Annotated in this window: 25 protein-coding genes; 14 read left to right on the top strand and 11 right to left on the bottom strand. The window is 72.1% G+C overall.

Annotated elements, in window-relative coordinates:
* The first annotated feature begins 193 nt into the window (after positions 1–193).
* Positions 194–1828: an acyl-CoA synthetase gene (locus QRY02_RS25685; protein ID WP_285985410.1), complete on the top strand. Its 1635-nt coding sequence runs from the start codon at positions 194–196 to the stop codon at positions 1826–1828.
* Here the strand turns inward: QRY02_RS25685 and QRY02_RS25680 are convergent.
* The gene (locus tag QRY02_RS25680) at positions 1823–2119 is read right to left on the bottom strand and encodes a nuclear transport factor 2 family protein (RefSeq protein WP_285985409.1); all 297 of its coding nucleotides are present in this window, start codon (positions 2117–2119) and stop codon (positions 1823–1825) included. The genes QRY02_RS25685 and QRY02_RS25680 overlap by 6 nt on opposite strands.
* A 76-nt stretch (positions 2120–2195) precedes the next feature.
* Here QRY02_RS25680 and QRY02_RS25675 point away from each other — a divergent pair, with 76 nt between their 5' ends.
* Positions 2196–5147 (top strand): helix-turn-helix transcriptional regulator, encoded by a 2952-nt coding sequence (locus QRY02_RS25675; RefSeq protein WP_285985408.1) that lies wholly within the window; start codon positions 2196–2198, stop codon positions 5145–5147.
* 1 nt (position 5148) lies between these two features.
* Here the strand turns inward: QRY02_RS25675 and QRY02_RS25670 are convergent, their stop codons facing one another.
* On the bottom strand, positions 5149–6078 hold the full coding sequence (locus QRY02_RS25670; RefSeq protein ID WP_285985407.1) for a hypothetical protein: 930 nt from the start codon (positions 6076–6078) through the stop codon (positions 5149–5151).
* 381 nt (positions 6079–6459) lie between these two features.
* Between QRY02_RS25670 and QRY02_RS25665 the strand changes: the two genes are divergently transcribed.
* Genes QRY02_RS25665 through QRY02_RS25645 form a run of 5 tightly spaced genes read left to right on the top strand, consistent with a single transcriptional unit; the run spans position 6460 to position 10240 of the window.
* Entirely contained in the window at positions 6460–7212 is a 753-nt protein-coding gene (locus QRY02_RS25665) for an SDR family oxidoreductase (RefSeq protein ID WP_285985406.1), read from the top strand.
* Complete coding sequence (locus QRY02_RS25660) at positions 7209–8267, top strand: phosphotransferase family protein (RefSeq protein WP_285985405.1); 1059 nt, start codon at positions 7209–7211, stop codon at positions 8265–8267. Before QRY02_RS25665 ends, QRY02_RS25660 begins: the two co-directional genes overlap by 4 nt.
* On the top strand, positions 8267–8923 hold the full coding sequence (locus QRY02_RS25655) for a histidine phosphatase family protein (RefSeq protein WP_285985404.1): 657 nt from the start codon (positions 8267–8269) through the stop codon (positions 8921–8923). The genes QRY02_RS25660 and QRY02_RS25655 overlap by 1 nt, the downstream gene beginning before the upstream one ends.
* Positions 8924–8933: 10 nt before the next feature.
* Positions 8934–9851, top strand: a complete 918-nt coding sequence (locus QRY02_RS25650) for an SMP-30/gluconolactonase/LRE family protein (protein WP_285985403.1) — start codon at positions 8934–8936, stop codon at positions 9849–9851.
* Entirely contained in the window at positions 9851–10240 is a 390-nt protein-coding gene (locus QRY02_RS25645) for a VOC family protein (RefSeq protein WP_285985402.1), read from the top strand. The genes QRY02_RS25650 and QRY02_RS25645 overlap by 1 nt, the downstream gene beginning before the upstream one ends.
* Before the next feature lie 4 nt (positions 10241–10244).
* On the opposite strand, the gene QRY02_RS25640 is transcribed toward QRY02_RS25645, so the two are convergent.
* A complete protein-coding gene (locus QRY02_RS25640) occupies positions 10245–10901 on the bottom strand; it encodes an SDR family oxidoreductase (protein ID WP_285985401.1) in 657 nt (218 codons plus the stop codon).
* Positions 10902–10961: 60 nt separating this feature from the next.
* Between QRY02_RS25640 and QRY02_RS25635 the strand changes: the two genes are divergently transcribed.
* Positions 10962–11558, top strand: a complete 597-nt coding sequence (locus tag QRY02_RS25635) for a TetR/AcrR family transcriptional regulator (RefSeq protein WP_285985400.1) — start codon at positions 10962–10964, stop codon at positions 11556–11558.
* Here the strand turns inward: QRY02_RS25635 and QRY02_RS25630 are convergent.
* From QRY02_RS25630 to QRY02_RS25610, 5 genes are all read right to left on the bottom strand, one after another.
* On the bottom strand, positions 11533–11769 hold the full coding sequence (locus QRY02_RS25630) for a hypothetical protein (RefSeq protein WP_285985399.1): 237 nt from the start codon (positions 11767–11769) through the stop codon (positions 11533–11535). The two genes, QRY02_RS25635 and QRY02_RS25630, sit on opposite strands and share 26 nt — an antisense overlap.
* 66 nt (positions 11770–11835) lie before the next feature.
* Positions 11836–12663: an enoyl-CoA hydratase family protein gene (locus QRY02_RS25625; RefSeq protein ID WP_285985398.1), complete on the bottom strand. Its 828-nt coding sequence runs from the start codon at positions 12661–12663 to the stop codon at positions 11836–11838.
* Positions 12660–13352, bottom strand: a complete 693-nt coding sequence (locus tag QRY02_RS25620) for an SDR family NAD(P)-dependent oxidoreductase (protein WP_285985397.1) — start codon at positions 13350–13352, stop codon at positions 12660–12662. The genes QRY02_RS25625 and QRY02_RS25620 overlap by 4 nt, the downstream gene beginning before the upstream one ends.
* Positions 13349–14869 carry a benzoate-CoA ligase family protein gene (locus QRY02_RS25615; RefSeq protein ID WP_285985396.1) on the bottom strand — a complete coding sequence of 507 codons (1521 nt, stop codon included), beginning with the start codon at positions 14867–14869 and terminating at the stop codon, positions 13349–13351. Before QRY02_RS25615 ends, QRY02_RS25620 begins: the two co-directional genes overlap by 4 nt.
* The gene (locus QRY02_RS25610) at positions 14862–15614 is read right to left on the bottom strand and encodes a creatininase family protein (protein WP_285985395.1); all 753 of its coding nucleotides are present in this window, start codon (positions 15612–15614) and stop codon (positions 14862–14864) included. The genes QRY02_RS25615 and QRY02_RS25610 overlap by 8 nt, the downstream gene beginning before the upstream one ends.
* Before the next feature lie 48 nt (positions 15615–15662).
* On the opposite strand from QRY02_RS25610, the gene QRY02_RS25605 reads away from it, so the two are divergent.
* From QRY02_RS25605 to QRY02_RS25585, 5 genes are all read left to right on the top strand, one after another.
* Complete coding sequence (locus QRY02_RS25605; protein ID WP_285985394.1) at positions 15663–16478, top strand: PaaX family transcriptional regulator; 816 nt, start codon at positions 15663–15665, stop codon at positions 16476–16478.
* The gene (locus QRY02_RS25600) at positions 16475–17269 is read left to right on the top strand and encodes a tryptophan 2,3-dioxygenase (protein WP_285985393.1); all 795 of its coding nucleotides are present in this window, start codon (positions 16475–16477) and stop codon (positions 17267–17269) included. The genes QRY02_RS25605 and QRY02_RS25600 overlap by 4 nt, the downstream gene beginning before the upstream one ends.
* The gene (locus tag QRY02_RS25595; RefSeq protein WP_285985392.1) at positions 17266–18459 is read left to right on the top strand and encodes a PLP-dependent aminotransferase family protein; all 1194 of its coding nucleotides are present in this window, start codon (positions 17266–17268) and stop codon (positions 18457–18459) included. Before QRY02_RS25600 ends, QRY02_RS25595 begins: the two co-directional genes overlap by 4 nt.
* A 164-nt stretch (positions 18460–18623) precedes the next feature.
* A complete protein-coding gene (locus QRY02_RS25590) occupies positions 18624–19697 on the top strand; it encodes a Glu/Leu/Phe/Val dehydrogenase dimerization domain-containing protein (protein ID WP_285985391.1) in 1074 nt (357 codons plus the stop codon).
* Entirely contained in the window at positions 19694–20494 is an 801-nt protein-coding gene (locus QRY02_RS25585; RefSeq protein WP_285985390.1) for a serine hydrolase, read from the top strand. Before QRY02_RS25590 ends, QRY02_RS25585 begins: the two co-directional genes overlap by 4 nt.
* Here the strand turns inward: QRY02_RS25585 and QRY02_RS25580 are convergent.
* Positions 20479–21423, bottom strand: coding sequence for a LysR substrate-binding domain-containing protein (locus QRY02_RS25580; protein WP_285985389.1), 945 nt, complete (start codon positions 21421–21423; stop codon positions 20479–20481). The genes QRY02_RS25585 and QRY02_RS25580 overlap by 16 nt on opposite strands.
* Positions 21424–21507: 84 nt before the next feature.
* On the opposite strand from QRY02_RS25580, the gene QRY02_RS25575 reads away from it, so the two are divergent.
* A complete protein-coding gene (locus tag QRY02_RS25575) occupies positions 21508–22440 on the top strand; it encodes an MBL fold metallo-hydrolase (RefSeq protein WP_285985388.1) in 933 nt (310 codons plus the stop codon).
* 42 nt (positions 22441–22482) lie between these two features.
* Here QRY02_RS25575 and QRY02_RS25570 read toward each other — a convergent pair whose 3' ends face one another.
* Together QRY02_RS25570 and QRY02_RS25565 are read right to left on the bottom strand one after the other, a co-directional pair.
* Positions 22483–22668: a DUF5302 domain-containing protein gene (locus QRY02_RS25570; RefSeq protein ID WP_013228723.1), complete on the bottom strand. Its 186-nt coding sequence runs from the start codon at positions 22666–22668 to the stop codon at positions 22483–22485.
* Positions 22669–22750: 82 nt separating this feature from the next.
* Positions 22751–23707: a winged helix-turn-helix transcriptional regulator gene (locus QRY02_RS25565; RefSeq protein WP_285985387.1), complete on the bottom strand. Its 957-nt coding sequence runs from the start codon at positions 23705–23707 to the stop codon at positions 22751–22753.
* Between the last annotated feature and the right edge of the window lie 70 nt (positions 23708–23777).

Genomic DNA, 23777 nt, shown 5'->3' with positions numbered 1-23777 from the left:
GGACATCATGCCGCCCACCACCGACATTTTCGGGGGCTCGGGGTGGCGGAGCCCCGGATGTCGTTGCCGGTTTCCGCCCGGTCGCGGGCTGGTGCGTTCGGCCTACGGTTGGTTTACTCTCCAGTAGCTCCCATACCGCCGGTACGCCCGCCGTCGGCGTGGGCTCTCTTCCCGCAGCAACGGAGGTGCCTGGATGAGCCTGGTCGCGCTCGCCACCACGATGGCGGACAAGGTGACCGAGACGGTGCGCAGCGTCGACGTGATGCGGCGGGCGGGCCTCGTTCCCTTCCCCCGGCTCGACGAGGGGGTGCGCTCGCTGGTCGCGCTGCGGAAGTTCGGCCCGTTCGCCGGCGCCAACCACATCTCCGCCCGCCGCGACCCGGCCGCCGTCGGCATCGTCGACGAGCTCGGCCCGCTCACCTACAAGCAGCTCGACGACCAGTCGAACGCGCTGGCCAGGGCCTGGTCCGAGCGCGGCATCCGGCCCGGCCAGGTCGTCGCCGCGCTGTGCCGCGACCACCGCGGCCTGGTCCTCACGATGGCCGCCTCGGGCAAGCTCGGCGTCCGCCTGCTGCTGATGAACACCGGGTTCGCCAAGCCGCAGCTGGCCGACGTCGCCCAGCGCGAAGGCGTCACCGCGCTCGTCTACGACCAGGAGTTCACCGGTCTGCTCGACGCGATCCCGGACGGCGTCGACCGCTACCTCGCCTGGGTCGACCCGGGCTCCGACCTGACCGACCGGACCGTTCCGGTGCTCGACGAGATCATCGCCAGCACCGACGACCGGCCGTGGCCCGCGCCGGCCAAGCCGGGCGGGTTCGTGCTGCTGACCAGCGGCACCACCGGCACGCCGAAGGGCGCGCCGCGGCCGCACACCTCGGCGCTGGCGTCGGCGCAGTTCCTCGACCGGATCCCGCTGCGGTCGAACGAGGCCACCTACATGGGCGCGCCGCTGTTCCACGGCACCGGCCTGTCCCAGTTCATCCTGTCCTTCGCGCTCGGCTCGAAGGTCGTGATGCGGCGCAAGTTCAACCCCGAAGAGGCGCTGCGCGGCGTCGCCGAGCACAAGTGCACCGCGCTGGTGCTGGTGCCGACCATGCTGCAGCGCATCGTCGACCTGCCGAAGGAAGTCCGGCAGAAGTACGACACGTCGGCGTTGCGGATCATCTTCGTCGCCGGCTCGGCCCTGTCCCCGGACCTCGGCAACCGGGCGAACGAGGCGTTCGGCCCGGTCGTGCACAACCTCTACGGCTCGACCGAGGTCGCGGTGGCGACGGTCGCGACGCCGGAGGACTGGGCGAAGGCGCCGGGCACGGTCGGCCGCGCGCCGGTCGGCTGCAAGGTGGCGCTGTACGACCAGAACGGCCGTCCCATCACCGAGCCGAACGTGACCGGCCGCGTGTTCGTCGGCAGCGGGCTCAGCTTCGGCGGCTACACCGACGGCCGCCACAAGGAGATCATCGACGGCCTGCTCTCCAGCGGCGACGTCGGCCACTTCGACGAAGACGGCCTGCTGTTCATCGACGGCCGCGACGACGAGATGATCGTCTCCGGCGGCGAGAACGTGTTCCCGATCGAGGTGGAGAACCTGCTGGTCGAGCGCGAAGACGTGATCGAGGCGGCGGTGATCGGCGTCGAGGACCCGGAGTTCGGGCAGCGGCTCAAGGCGTTCGTGGTGCGAGCCGAAGGCGCAGAACTCGACGCCGACGAGATCCGCGACTACGTCAAGGCGAACCTGGCCCGCTACAAGGTGCCGCGGGACGTCGAGTTCCTGGACGAACTGCCGCGCAACGCGACCGGAAAGGTATTGCGCACCAAGCTGTCATGACCCGCGCTGGACGTTGACAACTCGCCAGCGCCCATCGCGGCGTTCGGCGACCACTGTGCAGGCGACGCCGTCGCGGTGCCCGGTCGCGACGCCGACCGACGGCGTCACCTGCAGGCGCGTCCACCGGAACGCGCCCGCCGGGACGCGGCCGGGCCAGCCGGCCTTGTCGAGCACGCGCCCGGCCGGCCCGTCGCCGCGGAAGCCGTCGGCGAGCAGCGGCGCCAGCGCCTCGGTGTCGCCGTCCGCGTCGGCGTCCCGCCAGCGGGCCAGCAGTTCCTCGAACGTCTCCACGGGTTCGAAGGTCGCAGGCACCCGGTGGCGCAACATCGGCCACCTGGCCGAGATCCGCTGGCAGACTGGCCGGGCCATGACTGCGACGAAACTCCTGCCGGCCGGCACGGTCACGATCCTCTGCGCCGGCGATGCCGCCCCGGTCGTCTTCGCGACCCCTGACGAGGCGCTCGCGGCGCTGCCCGGCGGCCCGGCGGCCGTGCACACCGGGGACGTGCTGATCCGCGACGACGGCACGCCAACCGGTGCCGCCGTCCGCCGTTGTGAACACCTGCGCGCGCTGGCCGAAGACGGCCGGATCCTCGTGTCGGCCCGCACCGCGGCGGCCCTCGGGGACGCCGTCACGCTGCACGACCTCGGCGTCCACCGGCTGCCGGACCTCACCGCGCCCGAGCGGATCTTCGAACTCGGCGAGTCGCCCGGGCCGCTGCGCTCGCTCGACGCCGTCCCGAACAACCTCCCGGTGCAGCTGACCGGGTTCGTCGGCCGCGACACCGAGGTCGCGCAAGTCCGGCGGCTGCTCGCCGGAACGCGGCTGGTCACGCTGGCCGGACCCGGCGGCAGCGGCAAGACGCGGCTGGCCGCGCAGGTCGCCGCGAGCACCGAGTGGCCTGACGGCGTGTGGTGGGTGGAGCTGGACGCCGTGACCGACGTCGCCGAGCAGGTCGCCGCGACGCTCGGGGTGCCGGTGGAACCCCGGATCGGCGCGGCGCGTTCGGTCGCGACGGAACTGCGCGACCGGCGCGTGCTGCTCTGTCTCGACAACTGCGAGCACGTCCTCGACGGCGCCGCCGAAGTCGCGGTCGAGCTGCTGCGCACCTGCCCCGAGGCCGCCGTGCTGACGACCAGCCGGGAGCCGCTGGACGTGCCGGGGGAGACGGTCTGGCGGGTGCCGCCATTGGCCGTCGAGGAGGCCGTCGCGCTGTTCGTCGAGCGCGCGGGCGCGGTCCGGCCGCTGTTCACCCTGGACACGTCCAGCGCGGCCGCCGTCCGGTCGATCTGCACGCGGCTCGACGGCATCCCCCTGGCCGTCGAACTGGCCGCGGCGTGGCTCGGAACCCTGGCCCCGCACCAGATCGACGCCGGCCTCGACGACCGGTTCGCCCTGCTGACCCGCGGCCCGCGCGGGGTGCCCGCGCGGCAGCGGACCCTCGAAGGCTCGATCGCGTGGAGCCACGACCAGCTCGACGGGGAAGATCGCGCGGTGTTCCGGCGGCTCGCGGTGTTCGCCGGCGGGTTCACCCTGGACGCGGCGGGCGGCCCGGCCGTGCTGCCGGCACTCGGCCGGCTCGTCGACAAGTCCTTGGTACTGGCCGAAGACGGCCGCTACCGGCTGCTGGAAACGCTCCGCGAGTACGCGGCCGCCCGGCTGGCCGAGGCGGGGGAGACCGACGCCGTCAGAGACCGGCACCTGGACCACTACCTGGCCTTGGCCGAAGCCGCCGAGCCCGAGCTCGACCGCGACAAGGACGCCTGGCGGGCGCGGGTCGAGCCCGAGCGCGACAACTTGCGCGCGGCCCTGGAATGGGGGCTGGCGCAGGAGGATCCCGACCGGGGCCGCCGGCTCGCCGCCGCCGTCGCGTGGCTGTGGAACCTGCACGGGCGCGGCCACGAGGGCCTGGCCTACCTCAGGCGCGCGGTCGCCCGGCGCCCGGACGACCGGACACCGCTGCAGGCCCGGCTGCTGACCGGGATGGGCCTGGTCGCGGACACGACGGCGCCGTTCGACGTCGAAGCCGCGCAGCGCGGCCTGGACCTCGCCACCGAACTCGGCGAGGCGGGCCTGCGCGCGCGGTGCCTCTCCCTGACCGCCCTCGGCCACCTGTACACGGACCTGGACACCGCCTGGGACGTCGCCGTCGAAGCCGAGAAGGTCGCCGAGGACGCCGGAGACGGCTTCGCGCGGGACAGCGCGTTGATGCTGCGCGGGATCGTCCGGTTCGCCCGCGACCGCCACGCCGAAGCGGCGCCCCTGCTCGACGAGGCGGCCGAAGGCCTGCTGCGCCGGGGCGACCGCGGCCTCGCGTCGACCGTCCTCAGTGTCCGGTCCGGGATCGCGCTCGCCGCGGCGGACCTGCCGCGGGCGCGGGAACTCGCCGGGCAGGCCGTCGACGTGGCCGCCCCGCTCGGCGACTTCCACCGCGTCAACACGACGCTGTGCCGCCTGGCGCTGGTGCACTGCGCGGCCGGGGAAGCCGACGCCGGGTTCCGCGTGATGGAGCCGTTCCTGCGGCTGCTCGAGACGGCGGGTGACGTCTTCGTACCGGGCATGGCCGGCGTGCTCGGCGAGCTGCATTGGCGGCGAGGCGAGTTCGAAGCCGCGTTGCGCTGGTTCGAGCGCGAAGCCGTGCCCGGGACGTACATGGCCGCGCAGGGACTGGCCGAACGCGGCGCTCTCCTGCGCGCGCTCGGCCGTCCCGACGAGGCCGTGGAGGTGCTGGCCACCGCCGTCGAGCTCACCCGCCGCTGGTCCCTGCCGTCGCCCTTGGCCGGCGTCCTGGACCAGCAGGGGTACCTGGCGGAGCCGGAGCAGGCGGCCGAACTGCACCACGAAGCGTTGAGCCTGCGGCTCGACCACGGCCTCCGGCTGGGTGTCCTGGCGAGTCTCGACGCGCTGACGACGCTGTTCGCGCGCACCGGCCGCGAGGGCGACGCCGCCCGCGTGCTGGTGTCGGCTTCGCAGGCGCGGGCCGAGCTGGGCGTCCCCCGGCGTCCGTCTGCGCAGGCGGAGGTGGACGCGCTCGGCCTGGCGACATCCGAACCGCCGATGCCGCTCGACGACGTGGTGGCGTTCGTGCGCCGGGCCCGGGGCACGCGCGGCCGGCCGTCGAGCGGCTGGGGCAGCCTGACGCCGACCGAGCTGGAGGTGGTGAAGCTGGCGGCCGAGGGCTGCACGAACCCGGAGATCGGCACCCGCCTGTTCATGAGCCGCGGCACGGTGAAGACGCACTTGGCGCACGTGTACGCGAAGCTGGGCATCGCGAACCGCACGGAGCTGGCCACGCTCGCGGCGGCCCGCCTGAGCTGAGTCAGTCCCAGTCGATGCCGAACACACCCGGGCCGAAGTCGAACGCCACCGCGTGGACGCCGTCCGCGCCGTCGAGCTTCAGGGGGCGCCGGGCGAGGGTGCCGTTCGCGCCGTTGCGGGAGTACTGCCAGCAGCGGCCCGGTGCGGTGCCCCTGGCGAACCGGACCTCCAGCAGGTACTCCCGCACCGGGCGGCGGAACTCGCGGTAGTGGGTGTTGCGGCACTCCGGGTACGGCGGCCCGCTGTTGGTCAGCGTGTACTCGATCAGGTGCGTCTCGCCCCGGTTGATCGGCTGGTCGAAGAGCAGTTCGGTGACGAGCAGGCCGTGGGACTCGTCCGTCTCGGCGCGCCCGATCCGGCAGTTGCGCACGGCGTGCAGTTCGGGGACGCCCGCCGCCGGGTCGTCCTGGGTGTAGACCAGCAGCCAGCGGTCCTGGCCGTCCGCGACGGCCTGGAACACCGCCCGCGCGGTCACCGCGCGCTGGCCGCCGTCCGCGGCGATCTCGCACAGGTCGTGCAGCCCGACCATCTTCAGCGGCTGCTGGCGGTCGAGGGCGTGCGGCGCGCCGACCTTCTCCAGCAGCGGCTGCAGCACCTCACGCGGGAACGACATCGGCTCGCCGCCGGCCTGGCGCTTCCCGGCGCCGCCGCGGGGCCGGGGCGGGGGCAGCAGCCCGAGCAGGGACCCGGCGGGGACGTCGAGGATCTCCTCGAGCGTGCGAACGGCCGAAAGCGAGCTCTGCCGCTCCGGCTGCCGCTTGCCCGACTGCCAATAGCTCAGCGCGGTGACGCTGACGACGACGCCGCGGGCCCGCAGCCGCGCCTGGATCCGGTCGAGCGACAGCCCGCTGGTGGCGATGGCCGCGCGCAGCCGGATGGCGAATTCGGTGCGGCCGCTCTCCTGGCCGTCACCCGCCGCGCTGTCCGCCATCGCTGAATTCCCGACCCGCCCCATGCCGTCCCCCGACGATCCCCGACACGGAGCACGTTAGCAGTTTTCCGCGTGGTCTCCGCGCCCCTCTTCGGTCGTGCCGCCGGGACGCCCACTCGGGCGAACGGGCTAGTACTGGCAACTGTGAACCATTGCCCCGGCCTGGGCCGACGCGCTTGTATGACTTGCCTGCGCCGGTGGCACCGCCTCCCCCTCACGGCCCACCCGGGCGCAGGTGCGACCGGCCGCGTGAGCGGTTCCGGCTCCGGTTCACCCGGCCGAGTTGTGCGACCGGCCGGTGTGGCCGCGCGATGACCGGTGGCCCGGCGACGCCCCCAGCGCCGGGCCACCGGTCTTGTTACCACCGGGTAGCATCCGGGCATGGTTCTCCGGCAGAACATCCTGATCACCAGCGCCAGCAGCGGGCTGGGCGAGGGCATGGCCCGCCAGTTCGCGGCGAAGGGGCGCAACCTGGCGCTGTGCGCGCGGCGCACCGAGCGGCTCGAGAAGCTGGCCGCCGAACTGACCGCGGCGCACCCCGGGATCCAGGTCGTCACGCGCACCCTCGACGTCACCGACCACGACCGCGTGTTCGCCGTCTTCGCGGAGTTCCGCGACGAGCTCGGGTCCCTCGACCGGGTGATTGTGAACGCCGGGCTCGGGAAGGGGCAGCGGGTCGGCACGGGCCGGTTCGACGCCAACCGCCAGACCCTCGAGGTCAACTTCGTCGCGGCGGCCGCCCAGATCGAGGCCGCCGCCGGCATCTTCCGCGAGCAGGGCGCCGGCCACCTCGCCGTCATCTCCTCGTTCAGCGCGCTGCGCCCGTTCCCGGGCAAGCTCACCGCGTACGCCGCTTCGAAGGCCGGGATCTCGGCGTTCGTCGACGGCACCCGGATCGAGCTGAAGCGCCAGGGCATCGCCGTCACCGACGTCCGGCCCGGCTACATCGAGTCGGAGATGAACGACCGGATCGGCCGGAACCCCGTGCTGGCCAAGGCCGAAACCGGAGCCAGGGCGCTGGCCAAGGCGATCGAGGCCGAACCGCGCCGCGCCTACGTCCCGGCGTGGCCGTGGGTGCCGCTGAGCGTCGTCATGCGCGTGGTGCCGGCGGCGCTGCTGCGGAAGTTCGCGTGAACGCCCCGGTCGAGGTCCGCGCGGAGGACGCCTTCGACGCCGCCGCGGTGCACGCCTGGCTGAGCGCGAAGGTCGAGGGCCTCGGGGACGAGCCGCCGCACGTCCGGCAGTTCCCCGGCGGCGCGTCCAACCTGACGTACCTGCTGGCCTACCCGGACCGTGAGCTGATCCTGCGCCGCCCGCCGGCCGGGCACAAAGCGGCGTCGGCGCACGACATGCGGCGCGAGTACCGCGTCCAGCACGCGCTGAAGCCGGTGTTCCCGTACGTGCCGCGGATGGTGGCGTTCGGCGACGATCCGGCCGTGCTCGGCGGCGACTTCTACGTCATGGAGAAGCTGGACGGCCTGATCCTGCGCGGCGACCTGCCGCCGGGGATGACGCTGACGCCGGAGCAGGCGCGCGAGCTGTCCGGCAAGGTCGTCGACCGGCTGGTGGACCTGCACGCCGTCGACGTCGGGAAGGCCGGGCTCGCCGACCTCGGCAAGGGCGCCGGGTACGTCGAGCGGCAGATCCGCGGCTGGTCGGAGCGGTACGTCGCGGCGCGCACGGACAACGTCGGCGACTTCGCCGAAGTCCGTGCGTGGCTGGCGGCGAACCAGCCCGGCGAGGTCAAGATCTGCCTGATCCACAACGACTACCGGCTCGACAACCTGGTGCTCGACGGCCCTTCGGCGTTGACCATCACCGGCGTCCTCGACTGGGAGATGGCCACGCTCGGCGACCCGCTGATGGAGCTGGGCAGCATGCTCGCCTACTGGGTCCAGGCCGGCGACGACGACGTCATGCACGCGAGCCGCCGCCAGCCGACCCACCTGCCCGGGATGTTCACCCGCGAGGAGTTCGTCGCGCGTTACGCGGAGAAGACCGGGCTTTCGATCGGCGACTGGCGGTTCTACGAGGTCTACGGCTTGTTCCGGCTCGCCGCCGTGCTGCAGCAGCTGTACCGCCGTTATCGTGACGGCGCCACGCGCAACCCGGCGTTCAAGGACTTCTGGCAGTTCGTCGGGTACCTGGACTGGCGCTGCCGCGAGATCATCGCGAAGGGGAGCGTGTAGTGGGCGCCATCTACCTGGTCCGGCACGGTCAGGCGTCCTTCGGCGCGGCCGACTACGACGCGCTGTCCCCGCGCGGCTTCGAGCAGTCCACTGTGGTCGGTGCGGAACTGCTGCGGCGCAACGTCTCCTTCAGCCAGGTCCGGTCCGGCTCGTTGGCCCGCCAGCGCGACACCGCGGCGACGGCGCTGAAAGTGCTCGGCAGCGACGTCCCGGTGGTCGAGGACCCGCGCTGGAACGAGTACGACCACGTCGACATCGCCCACCACCACGCCGGCGGGGCACCCCAGGAGGATTCGCGGGCCTACCAGGGCGTCCTGGACGCGGCACTGACGGCGTGGACGTCGGCCGGTGCCGACGGGCCGTGCGCCGAGACGTGGCCCGCGTTCCTCGCGCGGTGCCGAGACGCGCTTTCGGACCTGGTCGCGGCCCTGGGCAAGGGGGAACACGCGGTCGTGTTCACCTCCGGCGGGGTGATCGCGACGATCTGCGGCCTGCTCGTGGGGACCCCCGAAACCGGGCTGCTCAAGCTCAACCGCGTCACGGTCAACGGCGGGATCACCAAGCTGGTGTCCGGGCGCGGCGGCGTCACGCTGCTGTCGTTCAACGAGCACCCGCACTTCGAGGCGGACACGGCCGCATTGCTCACCTACCGGTAGGAGACGCTCGATGGAGTTCGGCGAGGTCACGCTGTACCCGGTGAACGGCCACGGCCCGGAGGACGTCGTCGTCGACGGCGAGGGCCGGATCTACACCGGCGTCGACGACGGCCGGATCCTGCGCCTGTCGCCCGACGGGCAGCACATCGACGTCATCGCCGACACGGGCGGCCGCCCGCTCGGGCTGGAGCTGCACGGCGAAGACGAGCTGCTGATCTGCGACGCGCGGGCCGGCCTGCTGGTGGTCCCGCTGGCGGGCGGCGCGGTTTCGACCTTGGCCACGTCCGCGCTGGGCCGGGACTTCGTGTTCTGCAACAACGCGGCGGTGGCGTCCGACGGGACGATCTACTTCACGGATTCGTCCCGCCGCTTCGGCATCGACAACTGGCGCGACGACCTGATCGAGCAGACGGCAGGCGGCCGGCTGCTGCGCCGGTCCCCGGACGGCTCGATAGACCTGCTCGTGGACGGCCTCCGGTTCGCGAACGGCGTCGCACTGGCGCCGGACGAGTCGTTCGTGGCGGTGGCGGAAACCGGCGCGTTCGGCGTGTCCCGCGTCCGGCTTTCGGACGGTCACGTGGACCCGCTGGTCGAGAACCTGTGGGGCTTCCCGGACAACATCTCGACGGGCACGGACGGGCTGATCTGGATCACGCAGGCGTCGCCGCGCGTGGCGGCGCTCGACGTGGTCCGGCGGTTGCCGGCGGTCCTGCGGGCGGGCATCCGGCGGCTGCCGACGTCGTTGCAGCCCCGCCCGGGCCGTGAGGTGGGCGTCCTGGGTGTCGCGGCCGACGGCCGGGTGGTGCATTCGTTCCGCGGCGAGATCCCGGGCTTCCACATGCTGGTGGGCGTCCGCGAGTGGCGGGGGCGGTTGTATTTCGGCTCTTTGGAGGAGTCGGCGATCGCGGTGACGCCTACCATCGGATGATGCTGAGCAACGTCCGGATCGAAGCCCGCATCCCCACGCAGGACCTCGCCCGCGCCCGGCGCTGGTACGCGGAGAAGCTCGGGCTCGAGGCGGTCGAAGAACGCGAAGGCGGCCTGCGGTACGAAGGCGCATCGGGCGTCTTCTGCCTGTACGCCTCGGCGGGCGCGTCCGACGGTTCGTTCACGCAGGTCGCCTTCTACGTCGACGACCTCGAATCGACGGTCGCGGTGCTGCGCGAGCGCGGGGTGGTGTTCGAGGACTACGAAGGCATGCGGGGCGGGATCGTGGAGATCCGCGGCAACTACCCGAGCAAGGGCAGCGGCGAGCGGGCCGCGTGGTTCCGCGACAGCGAAGGAAACTTGATCGGGCTGGGCGAAGTGGTGCCCTGAGGCGCTACCAGGGGACGGGTTCGCCGTGCCGGTCCAGGAACCGCAGGCCGGGCCCGTTCTGGGCCTCGAGGACGTCGACGACCGCCGGAATGGTTTCCTCGGGGGCCAGGGGTGCGTCGGGTCCGCCGAGGCGCGTCCGGTTGTGGCCGGGGTCGATGAGCAGCTTGGTGTGGCCGTCGCCGTCGTAGCGGGTGGCGTAGCTGCGCATCAGCTGGTTGAGGGCGGCCTTGCTGGCTTTGTAGAGGTCGTAGCCGGATTCGGTGTTGCGCGTGATGCTGCCCTGTTCCGAGGACATGACGGCGACCGTGCCACCGGGGACGACGAGCTCGCGAAGGGCTTCGAGGGCGCGTAGCGGGCTCAACGCGTTGGTGATCATCACCTCGGTGAACATCGCGGTCGGGACCTCGCCGATCGGCAGGTTCCCGCGGTCGATGGCGGCGTTGACGAAGAGCAGGTCGAGCCGGCGGTCCCGGAGGCGCTCGCGCAGCGCGGCGAGCTGTCCGGGGTCGGTCATTTCCAGGGTTTCGACCGGGGGCCCGGCCGGGGAAGCGCCGTCACGGGTCGTGGCGATGACCTGCCAGCCGCGCCGCTCGAGTTCGTGGACGAGGACCAGCCCCAGCCCCAGCCCGCGGGAAGCGCCGATGACGAGAGCGGTGGGCACAGGAGCTCCTTTGTCTAGACGAGACGTCTCGTCTAGACAGTAGCAGGCTATCGTTCCGGCATGTCAGCCGCGAATCCCCCGAGGGCCCGCTCCGGCAACCGCCGCGACGAGGCCGCCCGCCTGGCGGTCCTCCACGCGGCGGACGACCTGCTCGCCGAGCACGGGTTCGGCGGGCTGACGGTCGAAGCGATCGCGCGCCAGGCCGGCGTCGCCAAGCAGACGATCTACCGCTGGTGGCCGTCGAAGGTCGAGATCCTGTTCGACACCCTGATCGAAGACAGCGACAAGGACCTGCCGGTACCGGATTCGCCTACGGCGGAAGGTATCCGCGGCTACCTGCACGCGTTCGCCCGCTTCGTGGCCGACGACCCGGCAGGCAAGGTCCTGCTCGCGCTCCTGGCTCAGGCTCAGCACGACGCCGCCACGGCCGCGAGTTTCCAGGAGCGTTACCTCGGCCCCCGCCGCGCGGAGGAACGCGAGCTGGTCGCGCGAGCCATCGAGGCGGGCGAGATCGCACCCCGGCTCGGCGTCGACGCGGTGCTGGACGCCCTGCTCGGCCCGATCGTCTACGGTGCGCTCACCGGCGTGGTGGTTTCCCGGGAAGTGGTGGACACGCTTTTCGAGGAGCTGCTCAGGCCCGGCCGCGCCGGCGCTTGAGGCGGGTGAGGACGAACCACGTGTGCCCGATCCCGACCGGAATCACGATCGCGGCCCAGAACACGAACTCGCCGGTGCTCGGCCGGCCGTACTTCACCGTCAGCCACCAGGCGAGGACGCCACCCAGCACGGCCACGAACAGGCAGGCCCACGCCCGGTGGCCGACCGCCCACGATTCGAGCTTGGACAACGGCTTTCCGTCCCGCACCATGGATTCGTCCCCTCAGCCGGTCGAGGGAAGAATGCCCGGATCGTCCGCCCGCAAAACCGGGACGGCTCAGCGGCCCGTCCAGCGCGGTTCCCGCCCCGCGGACCAAGCGGCGTAGAACTCCTTGTGGTCCTTCGCCGTCATCAGCAACGCCTGCGTGATCGCCTCGAGCTCGATCGCGCTGCCCAGGTCCATGTCCAGCTCGCGGGTCAGCAGCACCTTCGTCGTCGCGTACGCCAGTGCCGGGCCGTCCGCCAGCCGGCGCGCCAACGCCGCGGTCGCCTCGGGGAGTTCCGAGTCGGGAACCACCTGCGAAGCCAACCCGATCTCCGAAGCGCGCGCGGCCGAAACCTTGTCCCCGAGGATCAGCAGTTCCGTCGCGCGACCGAGGCCGACGAGCCGCGGCAGCAGGTACGCCGACCCCATGTCCGCCCCGGCCAGCCCGACCTTCGTGAACAGGAACGCGAACTTCGCCGACTCCGCCAGCAGCCGGAAGTCGCTCGCCAGCGCGATCACCGAACCCGCTCCGGCCGCCACGCCGTTGACCGCCGCGATCACCGGGAGCGGGCACTCGCGCAGGGCCTTCACCACCGCGCCCGTCATGCGGGTGAACTCCAGGAGCTCCGCCGTCTCGAACTTCTGCAGCTCGCCGATGATCTCCTCGACGTCGCCGCCCGAACAGAACCCGCGGCCCTGGCCGGTGATCACCAGCACCCGGACGTCCTCGTGCTGCGGGAGCTCGGTGATCAGGTCCCGCAGATCCGCGTAGACGTCGAAGGTCAGCGCGTTCAGCTTGTCCGGCCGGGTGAACGTCACCGTGGCCACCCCGTCGGACACCGTGAAGCCGAAGTGCTCCCACTCCTTCGTCAGCGGGGCAGTTGCGCGGAACGGGCTCATGACTGGATTCCTCCGCCGTCGAGTACGAGGGTCTGGCCGTTGATCGCGGCGGCCTCCGGGGCCGCCAGGAAGGACACCGCGAACGCCACCTCGGCCGGCTCCAGCAGCCGGCCGAGCGGGGACGCCGCCGCCAGCGCCGCTTCCGCGTCCGAAGAGGACCGTCCCGACCGCGAGACGATCCGCGCCACCGAGGTCGCCGTCATGTCGGTGCGGACGAACGCCGGGCACACCGCGTTCGCCGTGACGCCGGTCCCGGCCAGCTCCGCCGCCACCGCGCGCATGAAACCCACCGCCGCGTGCTTCGACGCCGTGTACCCGGCCGTGTAGCGGTAGCCGACGTGCGAGGCGGTCGACGCCACCGTGACGATCCGGCCGCGGTCGCGCGAGCGCATGCCGTCCAGCACCGCGCGCGTGCAGAGGAACGCGCCGGTCGCGTTCACCTCGAACTGCTCGCGCCAGTCGTCCAGCGAGGTCCGGGAAACCGGGGCGCTGGACGAGATCCCGGCGTTGTTCACCAGGACGTCGACCGGGCCGGCCGAGGAGAAGTACGCAGCCACGGCTTCCTCGTCGGTGACGTCGCAGTCCGCGCGGCCCGGCGCCAGCACGGTGTCACCCGCGGCGCGGAACCGGGCCGCGATCGCCGCGCCGATGCCGCGGGTGCCGCCGGTGACCACCACCAGGCGGCTCACGGGCGGGCCGCCAGGGCACGCCGGTCGAGCTTTCCGTTGGCCGTGCGGGGGAGTTCCGTCATGAAGACCACCTCGCGGGGGTACTTGTGCTTGGCCAGGTGGGCTTTCGCGTGGTCCTTCAGCTCGTCGGCGGAGACCGGGGCACCCGGCCGCAGCACGACGTACGCGCGGGGGACGACCAAGCCGTCGATCTCGTGGCCGACCACCGCGCAGTCGGTGACGTCCGGGTGGCCGAGCAGGCAGTCCTCGATCTCACCGGGCGCGACGAACACGCCGCCGACCTTGAGCAGCGCGTCGGCGCGGCCGTGGTGGCGGAAGTACCCGTCCGGTGCGCGGCTGAACAGGTCACCCGACGTCAGCGTGTCACCGTCGAACGTCCGTGCCGACTTCTCCGGATCGCCGTGGTACTCCAGGGCGATCGTCGGCCCGGTCACGCGCAGCGGCCCGATTTCCCCGTCCGGCAACGGGTTCCCGAGCTCGTCGACGACCTGGGCGGTGTAGCCGGGGACGGGGGTGCCGAGCGTGCCGATCCGGGCCGCACCCGGCCGGTTGGACAGGTAGATGTGGTACGCCTCGGACGAGCCGATCCCGTCCACCACCGGCACCCCGAAGGCCGCGTCCCACTTGCGGTGCAGCTCCGGCGGCAGCGCCTCGCCCGCCGACGTCGTCATGCGCAGGCAGCTCAGGTCCTGCTCCGCCGCGGCCGGGTGGGCGACCATCGCGCTCATCATCGTCGGCACGTTGACCAGCACGGTCGGCCGGTACCGGGCGATCAGCCCGAACATCAGGTCCGCCGTGCTGCGTTCCCCGAAGGCGATGCCGGCCGCGCCGACACCGAACGGGAACAGCGCCACCAGGTCGCGCGCGTAGCCGAAGAACAGCTTCGGCACGGCCAGGACAGTGTCGTCCTCCCGCAGGCCGAGCACCTCGACGGCGTACCGCTCGAAGCTCTCCTTCGGACTGCGCAGCGGGTGCACGCACGCCTTGGGCGCACCCGTGCTGCCCGTGGTGAACTTCCAGATGCCGACGTCGTCCACGGTGGTCGGCGCGGCTTCCAAGGCCTCGGACGCCGCGTCGACCAGCGTCCGAAAGGGACGTTCACCGGGGCGCAGATCGGCTTCGGGAACGCCCGTGACGAGCAACCCGGTGGCGCCCGCCGCTCGCAGCGCGGGCAGCGTGACGGCGTCCGCGAGCACCACCACGGCTTCGGTGTAGCCGAGGTAGTAGGCGTAGTCCTTGGGCTGCAGGAACGGGTAGACCTCGGCGGTGACCGCGCCGATCTTCTGCGCGCCGTACCAGGCCGCGACGAACTCGTCGCCGTCGCTCAGCGCCAGCAGCACCCGCTGTCCTTTTCGGACACCGGCGTCGAGCAGGACGTTGCCGACGCGGTTCGCCATCGCCGCGAGCGACGCGTAGCTGACCGTCCGGTCCCCGACGTACAGGGCGGTCCGGTCGCCCCGGCCTTCGGCGACGTGCCGGTCGAGGAAGTGCGTGGCGAGGTTGAACGGCTCACTCACGGGCCAGCTCCCGGATCGCTTCCACCAGCAGGTCGGTCAACGTCGAGAAGGTCTCCGAGCCTTCTTCGGCGGTCGCTTCCGCGGGCCGGCCGCAGTACGCCCCGGTCATGCCCATCGCGAGGAAGCCGCCGTCTTCGGGGGCGGCGGCCAGGCTCACCGGCACGTGCGGCAGCTCTCGCATGACGGCCTGGTCGACCAGCTCGGGCCGGTCGGCGAGCACCAGCGACGTCTCGTACCGCCCGGCGTGGCACTCGCCGGACCGGAACTCCTCGGTCAGCCGCTCCGCGTGCCGCCGCCGGACCAGGTCGAGCAGGGCGACGCGCCCGTCGTAGGCGAAGTTCAGCGTCTCCACGGCTCGCCGCAGGGTGACCAGGTGCGCGGGCTCGAAGTGGTTGTTGACCAGCAGGATCCGCTTCAAGCGCTGGCCGATCAACGCGGACCCGATGTCGACGAGCAGCGAGTGCAGGGTCTCCTCGCCGATGTGCACGCCACCGGCGAACCCGGCCGCGAACCGCGTGACGCCGTAGGGCACCTCAGGCAGGACCAGGACGTGGACGTCGTCGTCCGCGGCCAGCCGCTCGGCCGCGCGCTCGCACATCCCGCGGGAGATCAGCGGGTCGGTGCCCAGCGGCGCGTGCGGGCCGTGCGGCTCGATCGCGCCCACCGGCAGCAGCAGCACGGGAACGCGTGAGCCGTCCGCCAGCGCGGCCACCTGCGGCGAGCTGAGGTCCGCGAAGTACGTCACGCAAATCAAGCTACACCGCAGCGGCCTGAGGTGTATAGAGTTGCGCCCATGCCCACCGATGCCTTCGAAGCCGGCCCTCAGGAGCTGGTCATGACGTTGCTGGGCAGCTACGTGCACCCGCGCGAAACCCGCCGGGTGTGGTCGGGCGGCCTGGTCGCGGTGCTCGCCGAGCTGGGCTTCTCCGACGGCGCGGCCCGGATCGCACTCACCCGCCTGGTGCGCCGCGGCCTGCTGCAGCGCCACCGCGAAGGCCGCACCGTGCACTACTCGCTGACCCGGCGCACCGTCGCGCTGCTCGCCGACGGCGACCACCGGATCTTCTCCCTCGGCCGCCGCGAGCGCGCCGCCGGCGAGTGGACCGTGCTGTGGCAGAGCATCCCCGAGAGCCGGCGCCAGGCCAGGGAACGCCTGGTCCGGCGGCTGCGGTTCCTCGGGTTCGGGCCCTACTCCGACGGCACCTGGATCGCCCCGCACGACCGCGAGGCCGAGGTCGTCGCCCTGCTCGGCGAGCTCGACGTCACCGAGCACGCCGGGCTGCTGCTCGGCCGCCCGTCGGCCGCACTGGACGTCCGCCGGTTCGCCGGCCGGGCCTGGGACCTCGACGACCTGGCCGCGCGGTACGCCGCGTTCGTCGGCCAGTTCGGCGGGTACGCGGGCCGGGAGCCGCCGGACGCCGAGGCGTTCGAGGTGCGCACCCGCCTGGTGCACACCTTCCGCATGTTCCCGTCGCTCGACCCGGAACTGCCCGCCGGCCTGGTGCCCGCGCCGGACTGCCGGGCGGCGGCGGTCGAACTGTTCCACGATCTGTACACCGCGCTCGCGAAACCCGCGCAGCGCCACTTCGACGAGGTGACCAAAGGATGACTGAACCCAGCCAAGCCACTCAGGAAGCCCTGAGCTACACCTCGTACCTCGGGCTGGACGACGTGCTGAACGCGCAGCGCCTGCGGTCCGACGAGCACGACGAGCTGCTGTTCATCGTGATCCACCAGGTGTACGAACTGTGGTTCAAGCAGATCCTGCACGAAGCCGAGTTCCTCCAGCGGAACCTCGAAAAGGGCAACACCGCGCACTCCATCCGCACGCTGCGCCGGATCCTCACCATCCTCAAGGTCGCGGTTGCGCAGATCGACGTGCTGGAAACCATGACGCCGAGCCAGTTCACCAGTTTCCGCGCCCGTTTGGACGCTTCGAGCGGCTTCCAATCGGCCCAGTTCCGCGAGCTGGAAGCGGTGCTGGGGCGGCGTGACGAGCGCGTGTTCGCGCACTACCCCGAGGACGGCGAGCAGCGGAAACGCATTGCCGACGCGATGGCGCGCCGGTCGTTGTTCGACTCTTTTCTCGCGTACCTCAAGGTTTCTGGCTACGCGGTCGAGTGTGACCGAGACGTCACTCGACCGGTGGAGCCGTCCCCGGCCCTGCAGGCGATATTGCTGGACGTGTACAGCGACGACGGGGGACCCTCGGTCGTCGCGGAGTGTCTGGTCGATCTCGACGAAGGGATGCAGGAGTGGCGCTACCGGCACGTGAAGATGGTCGAACGCACCATCGGCGACAAGACCGGGACGGGAGGATCATCCGGCGCGACTTACCTGCGTACCACGCTTTTCCAGCCGATGTTCCCGGATCTCTGGGCCGTACGGAGCCGACTGTGACCACTTTGGACGACCTGCGCGCGGACGGCAACAGCCTCGCCGCGCACTACACCCGGTTCGCGGTGGCCGACCGCCTCCTGCTCTCCGGGCACTCGCACCAGGCCTGGCCGGACGTTGCCGAAGAAGGACTCCTCGAGTCCTTCGCCGACGCCGCCCGTGACGTCGACGGCAAGTGGGAGCGCGCCTTCGCGAAGGCGGACGAGCTGCGTGCGGGCTTCCGCCTGCTGCTCGGCGACCCGCACGGCGAGTACGCGCTCGGCGCGAGCACGCACGACCTGGTGCTGCGCTTCCTGTCGGCGATGGAGCTGCCGCGACGGCCGCGCCTGGTCACCACCGACGGCGAGTTCCACACCCTCCGCCGTCAGCTCGCCCGCCTCGAGGAGGAGGGCGTCGAGATCGTGCGGGTGCCGCTCGAGCCGGTGACGACGCTCGCCGAGCGCGTCGCGGGCGAGGTGAACGACGACACCGCGGCCGTGCTCGTGTCCGCGGTGCTCTTCGAGACCTCGAGGCTGGTCCCCGGGCTGGCGCACCTGGCCGACGTCTGCCGCGGCCGCTCGATCGAGCTGGTCGTGGACGCCTACCACGCGCTCGGCGTCGTGTCGTTCGCGCTGCACGACCTCGGGCTCACCAACGCCTGGGTGCTCGGCGGCGGCTACAAGTACCTGCAGCTCGGCGAGGGCAACTGCTTCCTGCGGCTGCCCGCCCACGCCCAGGAGCTGCGGCCGGTGATCACCGGCTGGTACGCCGAGTTCGGCGCGCTCGCCGACGAGCGCCACCCCGGCCAGGTGCCCTACGCCATCGGCGGCGACCGGTTCGCCGGCGCCACGTACGACCCGGCGAGCCACTACCGCGGCGTCCGGGTCCAGCGGTTCTTCGCCGAGCAGGGGCTCACCCCCGAGTTCCTCCGCCAGGTGTCGCAGCACCAGGTCGGCCTGCTCGCGTCGGTGTTCGACTCGCTCGGGCTGCCCGAAGACGTCGTCACGCGCGACCGGGAGACGCCGTTGGAGCGGATCGGCGGGTTCCTCTCGCTGCGCTGCGCCGACGCCGCCGGGCTGCAGGCGGCGCTGGCCACCGAGGGCGTCCGCACCGACAGCCGGGGGCAGTACCTGCGCTTCGGTCCCGCGCCGTACCTCTCGGACACGCAACTGGAGACGGCGATGCGCACCCTCGGCAAGGTGATCACCGGCTGACTACCGGTCCGTATCGCGGGACCGGCACTGGTCCGGCGATCACCGGGGATCTAGGTTGGTGCCGGGCACCCACGGGCGGACGACCTCCGCGCGCCGGGTTCCCGCCAACCCGTGAAGCGCGTCCCGGCCACGAACCGGGCGCGGGAGACAAAGGAGTCACCACCGTGACCGAAGGAGTGTTCGCCCGGGGCACCGGGCACGAACAGGTCGTGTACTGCCACGACCAGGCCAGTGGCCTCAAGGCCATCATCGGCATCTACTCCACCGCGCTCGGCCCCGCACTGGGCGGGACGCGCTTCCACCCCTACGCCACCGAATCCGACGCGCTCGGCGACGTCCTCGCGCTGTCCAAGGGCATGGCGTACAAGAACGCACTGGCCGGGCTCGACCTCGGCGGCGGCAAGGCCGTCATCATCGGCGACCCGAAGACGCTCAAGTCCGAAGCGCTGCTGCGCGCGTACGGGCGCTTCGTGCAGTCCCTCGGCGGCCGCTACATCACGGCGTGCGACGTGGGCACGTACGTGCAGGACATGGACGTGGTGGCCCGCGAATGCCAGTACGTCACCGGCCGCTCGCCGGAGGACGGCGGCGCCGGCGACTCGTCCGTGCTCACCGCGTTCGGCGTCTTCCAGGGCATGCGGGCTTCGGCCGAGCACGTCTGGGGCAGCCCGGACCTGGCCGGCAAGCGCGTCGGCGTGGCCGGCGTCGGCAAGGTGGGCCACATCCTCGTCGGCCACCTCGTGGAGGCCGGCGCGCAGGTGACGATCACCGACGTCCACGCCCCCGCCGTCGAGCGGACCCGCTCGATCCACGCGAGCGTGCAGGTGGTGTCCGATGTGGACACCCTGCTGCGCACCGAGCTGGACGTCTTCGCGCCGTGTGCTTTGGGTGGCGTCCTGAACGACGAGACCGTGCCGGTGCTCGGCGCCCGGATCGTCTGCGGCGCGGCCAACAACCAGCTCGCCCACGCGGGCATCGACAAGCAGCTGGCCGACCGCGGCGTCCTGTACGCCCCGGACTACCTGGTGAACGCGGGCGGCGTGATCCAGGTCGACGACGAGCGCCACGGCTTCGACTTCGAGCGCGCCAAGCGCAAGACCACGGCCATCTACGACACGACGAAGGCGGTGTTCGCCCTGGCCGAGGCCGACGGCGTGCCGCCGGCGACGGCGGCCGACCGGCTCGCCGAGCGGCGGATGGCGGAGGTCGGCCGGCTGCGGTCCATCATGACCGGGTGAGTCTTTCCGCGTTCTTCGAAGCGGTGGGCGTGCTGGGCTTCCTGCACGCCCGCCGGCTCGGTTCTCCCGGCGAATCCGGCCTGGACGCGGATTCGCCGGTGGTACTGGCGTCCGTGGTGAAGGTGCCCCTGGCTTTCGAGTTCGCGCGCCAGGTGGCCGCCGGGCAGCTCGACCCCACCGACCGGGTGCGGGCGTCCGCCGCGGACCGCCTCGGCGGGACCGGTTCGGCGGGCTTCGCCGACGACGCCGAATACAGCCTGCGAGACGCGGCGCTGCTGGCCCTTTCGGTGTCCGACAACACGGCCGCGGACCTGCTGTTCGACCGTGTCGGCGTGGACAACGTCCGGTCACTGCTGACCGAGCTGGGCTTGACCCGCACCACGGTGATCGGCGCGCCGCGGGACGTGCTGCGCACGATCATCGAAGACACTTCGGCGGGTCGCCCGTTGCGGGCGCTGGATCCACTGCGGACTTCCGCGAGCACGCCCCGCGAGATGACGGCGTTGCTGTCGGCGATCTGGGCCGCGGACGCGGGTGCTCCGGTTCGCGAGTGGATGTCCGCGCAGGTCAGCTGGCACCGGTTGACGGCGGGGTTCCCGCCGGAGGTGGCGGTGGCGGGCAAGACGGGCACGATGCCGGGGATCCGCAACGAAATCGGCGTCGCGACCTATCCGGACGGCACCGCCTACGCGGTCGCGGTGTTCACGACCGGCGGGGCCGAGACGCTGCGGCGCCCGGACATCGACCGCGCGATCGGCGCGGCCGCGCGGGCGGCGGTCGATCAGCTGCGCTCGTAGAACACGTCCCACGGCCGGGGACCCGGCGAAGGGGGCACGATCCGCGACACGCCGTCGTCTTCGAGGACCCGGGCCGCGATTGTCCCCAGCGTCGCCGCTTGCGGGTGCGGGCTGGCCGAGGGCCAGGCAAAGGCCATCCGGGCCCGCAGCACTTCGCCTTCGAGCGGCCGCCACACCACCCGCGGTTCCTTGCGGGCGCCGGGTTCGAACGCCACGCCGTGCCCGGCCAGGACCAGCCCGAGCACGAACTCGGGATTGCGGGCGTGCCGGATCGCCGCCGGGCGGAAGCCGTGGTCCCAGCAGGTGCGCAGGAGGGCGTCGTAACTGCCCGGCGCGGCGGCGCGCGGAGCGTGGACCAGGCCTTCGCCGGCCAGGTCGGCGAGGGTGAGCTCGGCGCGGCGCGCGAGCGGGGAATCGCGGGGGAGCACCACGCCCAGCGGGGTGTCGACGACCGGGCCGAGGTCGAGCCCGACCACGTCGACCGGCAGGTGCAGGAGGCCGGCGTCGAGTTCGCGGTCGGCGAGCAGCCGGGCCTGCTCGGCCGTGGTGAGCTCCTGCAGGTCCAGCCGCACGGCCGGGCACGCGGCGGCGAACTTCGTCAGGATCGCGGCCAGCACCCGGCCGGGCAGTTCCGGAGGCACGCCGGCACGCAGGCTGTCCAGCTCCCCGCGTTCGGCCTTCGCCACGAGGGTCGTCATGCGGTCCCAGCGGGAGAGCAGACCGCGAGCTTCCGCGCGCAGCACTTCGCCCGCCTCGGTGAGCGTGACGCGGCGGCCGCGCTCGAACAGCTTCGCGCCCAGCTCGGCTTCGAGCCGTTTGACGCGCTGGCTCAACGGCGGCTGCGCGATCCCGAGCCGTTCGGCGGCCCGGCCGAAGTGCAGTTCGTCGGCGACGACGAGGAAGTAGCGCAGCGAACGGAGGTGGTCCACGCTGCGACGATAGCCGTTCACCTATCGGTATGCAGTCGTCTCGATCTTGGACAGCACGGTGCCGGTCGTGGTCGGGTGTCCGGTATGGACAAGGGATTGAGCAGGCGCGGGCTGTTCGGCGCGGGCGCGGCGGCGGCCGCGATCCTGGCGGGTGCCCCGCCGGCGGTGGCGGCGGCGGGCGGTTCGGGAATGCTGCTGCGCTGGTGGGGGAACAACGGCTGGGAGATCCGCATCGGCCCGAAGACGGTCCTCATCGACCCGTGGCTGACGCGCTTCAAGACGGGAACGTACACACCGGCGGGCGCGGATCCGCGGACGCCGCTTTCGGTGAACCGCGCGTTGATCGACGGCTACCTCGACCGCGGGTTCCTCCGGGCGGACCACATCCTGGTGACCCACGGCCACTACGACCACCTGACGGACGTCCCGTACCTGGCCGAACGCACCGGGGCGACGGTCATCGGCACCGAGACCCATTTGAGTCTCATGGCGGCGATGGGTGCCCCGGAGGACCAGCTGGCGATCGCGACGGGCGGCGAGGACCTGACGTTCGACGGGTACTCGATCCGGGTGCTGCGTTCCCTGCATTCGGCGACGGGCAGCCGCGCCCAGGTGGCGTTCCCGGGCACCCGGCCGCTGTCCCGCCGCGACCGCCCTCGCGTGATCTCGGACCTGCTGGAGGGCGGCACGCTGGCGTATGTGGTGTCCGGTGGCGGAGCGAGCGTGCTGGACTTCGGGGGTTCGAACTACGTCGAGTCCGAGCTGGCCGGCCTCCGGCCGGACGTGGTGCTGCTGCCGCCGGGCGGGGCGAAGGTGCGGGAGTACGTCCCGCGCCTGCTGCGGACTTTGGGCGGCCCCCGATGGGTGGCGGCAACGCACTGGGACGACTTCGACCTGCCGCTGGGCCAGGCGCACGACCCCAACGGCGGCTTGGAAACCCTGCGGAAGGCGGTGGCGGCGGCGAGTCCCGGAAGCGAGTTCGTGGTGCTGGACCACCTCGGGGAATTCACCCCCTGAAAGCGCGAAGGGCCCCCACCGCTCGCGGTGGGGGCCTTCGGCTCAGCCGCTCTTGCGGCGGAACGTCCGCTTGTTCGCCGCCGGGCCGTGGGCGTGCTGGTTCTTGCCGCCCGCGTTCTCGTGCGACGCTCCCGTTCGCGCGTGGGCCTGCTTGCGCTCCAGTGCTTCGCGGAACTTGCGCTTGACGTCGTCCTCCTCGCCGCTGGGCGACGGGTCCGGCTCACTCATGCTTACCTCCGAAAATGACGACGTGTGACCGCCCCAGCCTGGCATCACTCAAACTGCTTGGCGAGTCGATTTGGTCACGTCGTCAGCGTTGGGGGGACGGTACGCCGCCGAACTGGACCGACTTGCGGGTCAGGGGGCGGCCGCAGTGGTCGCACAGCAGTATCGGGCGCAGCCGCTCGCCGCACTCGACGTGGTGCAACGTGATGTCCGGCTCCTGGCCCGTCACCTCGAACCCGCGCGACCACTCCGCGATGAACGCCAGCGCCGGGAAGAACGCCAGGCCCTTCGCCGTCAAGCGGTAGTCGCGGGCGTCGGTGCGGGTCTTCGCCGCGCCGGTGCGCAGGACGCCGACCTCGACCAGCTTGCTCAACCGGCCCGACAGCACGCTCGGCCCGATGCCCAGCTCGCGCTCGAACTCCGAAAAGTGCCGGCAGCCGAGCAGCGCCGACACCAGCAACCCGGTCGACCACCGGTCGCCGAGCAGCTCCATCGTGTCCGGGAAGAACATCAGCGGGTCGCCGGCCAGGGACTCGGCGTCCTTGCGGCGGAAGCGCTTGGACGCCGTCGCCGCCGCGACGCCGGTGCTGTCCAGCCGTTCCGCGCGGACGTCGCGCGCGTCGACCCGGCGGCCGCAGGCGGCGCAGCCGAGGGGTGCTGATGTAGCCAGCTCGCAGTCGAGGTGGATCAGCGTCGGCAGCACTTCGCGCCGGCCTTCGACCCACTCGCGCTCCCACGCCCAGATCGAGATCAGCAGCGGCCACAGCTCGAGGCCGCGCTCGGTCAGCCGGTATTCGTGCCGCGTCCGCCGCGCGTCCCGGTACGGCACCCGGATGAGCATGCCCGCGTCCACCATGTCCCGCAGCCGTCCCGCCAACGCCGTCGGCGAAATGCCCAGCCGCAGGCGCAGCTCTTCGTACCGGCGGAAGCGCAGGAACAGGCTCTGCAGGATCAGCAGCGTCCACTGGTCGCCGACCAGTTCGAGCGCCCGGCGCAGCGGATCCCCCGCCGGCCGGACGCGGTGTGCAGACGCTTCGGTCACCACTTCCCCCTCGTTACACGACGACCTCAGGGTACACCTGGCTACACCAGAAGAAGCCTATTGACACCTG

Origin of the sequence: Amycolatopsis sp. DG1A-15b (assembly GCF_030285645.1) — a bacterium.
Taxonomy (GTDB): Bacteria; Actinomycetota; Actinomycetes; order Mycobacteriales; family Pseudonocardiaceae; genus Amycolatopsis.
Note: the sequence above shows the minus strand (reverse complement) of the source record. Positions and strands in the feature narration are given on the sequence as shown.

Bases quoted from the DNA above. Each gene is read 5' to 3' on its own strand.
- QRY02_RS25685 (WP_285985410.1), top strand. From the start codon at position 194: ATGAGCCTGGTCGCGCTCGCCACCACGATGGCGGACAAGGTGACCGAG.
- QRY02_RS25600 (WP_285985393.1), top strand. From the start codon at position 16,475: ATGACTGAACCCAGCCAAGCCACTCAGGAAGCCCTGAGCTACACCTCG.
- QRY02_RS25670 (WP_285985407.1), bottom strand. From the start codon at position 6,078: ATGGCGGACAGCGCGGCGGGTGACGGCCAGGAGAGCGGCCGCACCGAA.
- QRY02_RS25575 (WP_285985388.1), top strand. From the start codon at position 21,508: ATGGACAAGGGATTGAGCAGGCGCGGGCTGTTCGGCGCGGGCGCGGCG.
- QRY02_RS25630 (WP_285985399.1), bottom strand. From the start codon at position 11,769: ATGGTGCGGGACGGAAAGCCGTTGTCCAAGCTCGAATCGTGGGCGGTC.
- QRY02_RS25675 (WP_285985408.1), top strand. From the start codon at position 2,196: ATGACTGCGACGAAACTCCTGCCGGCCGGCACGGTCACGATCCTCTGC.
- QRY02_RS25635 (WP_285985400.1), top strand. From the start codon at position 10,962: ATGTCAGCCGCGAATCCCCCGAGGGCCCGCTCCGGCAACCGCCGCGAC.
- QRY02_RS25625 (WP_285985398.1), bottom strand. From the start codon at position 12,663: ATGAGCCCGTTCCGCGCAACTGCCCCGCTGACGAAGGAGTGGGAGCAC.
- QRY02_RS25650 (WP_285985403.1), top strand. From the start codon at position 8,934: ATGGAGTTCGGCGAGGTCACGCTGTACCCGGTGAACGGCCACGGCCCG.
- QRY02_RS25605 (WP_285985394.1), top strand. From the start codon at position 15,663: ATGCCCACCGATGCCTTCGAAGCCGGCCCTCAGGAGCTGGTCATGACG.
- QRY02_RS25570 (WP_013228723.1), bottom strand. From the start codon at position 22,668: ATGAGTGAGCCGGACCCGTCGCCCAGCGGCGAGGAGGACGACGTCAAG.
- QRY02_RS25645 (WP_285985402.1), top strand. From the start codon at position 9,851: ATGCTGAGCAACGTCCGGATCGAAGCCCGCATCCCCACGCAGGACCTC.
- QRY02_RS25665 (WP_285985406.1), top strand. From the start codon at position 6,460: ATGGTTCTCCGGCAGAACATCCTGATCACCAGCGCCAGCAGCGGGCTG.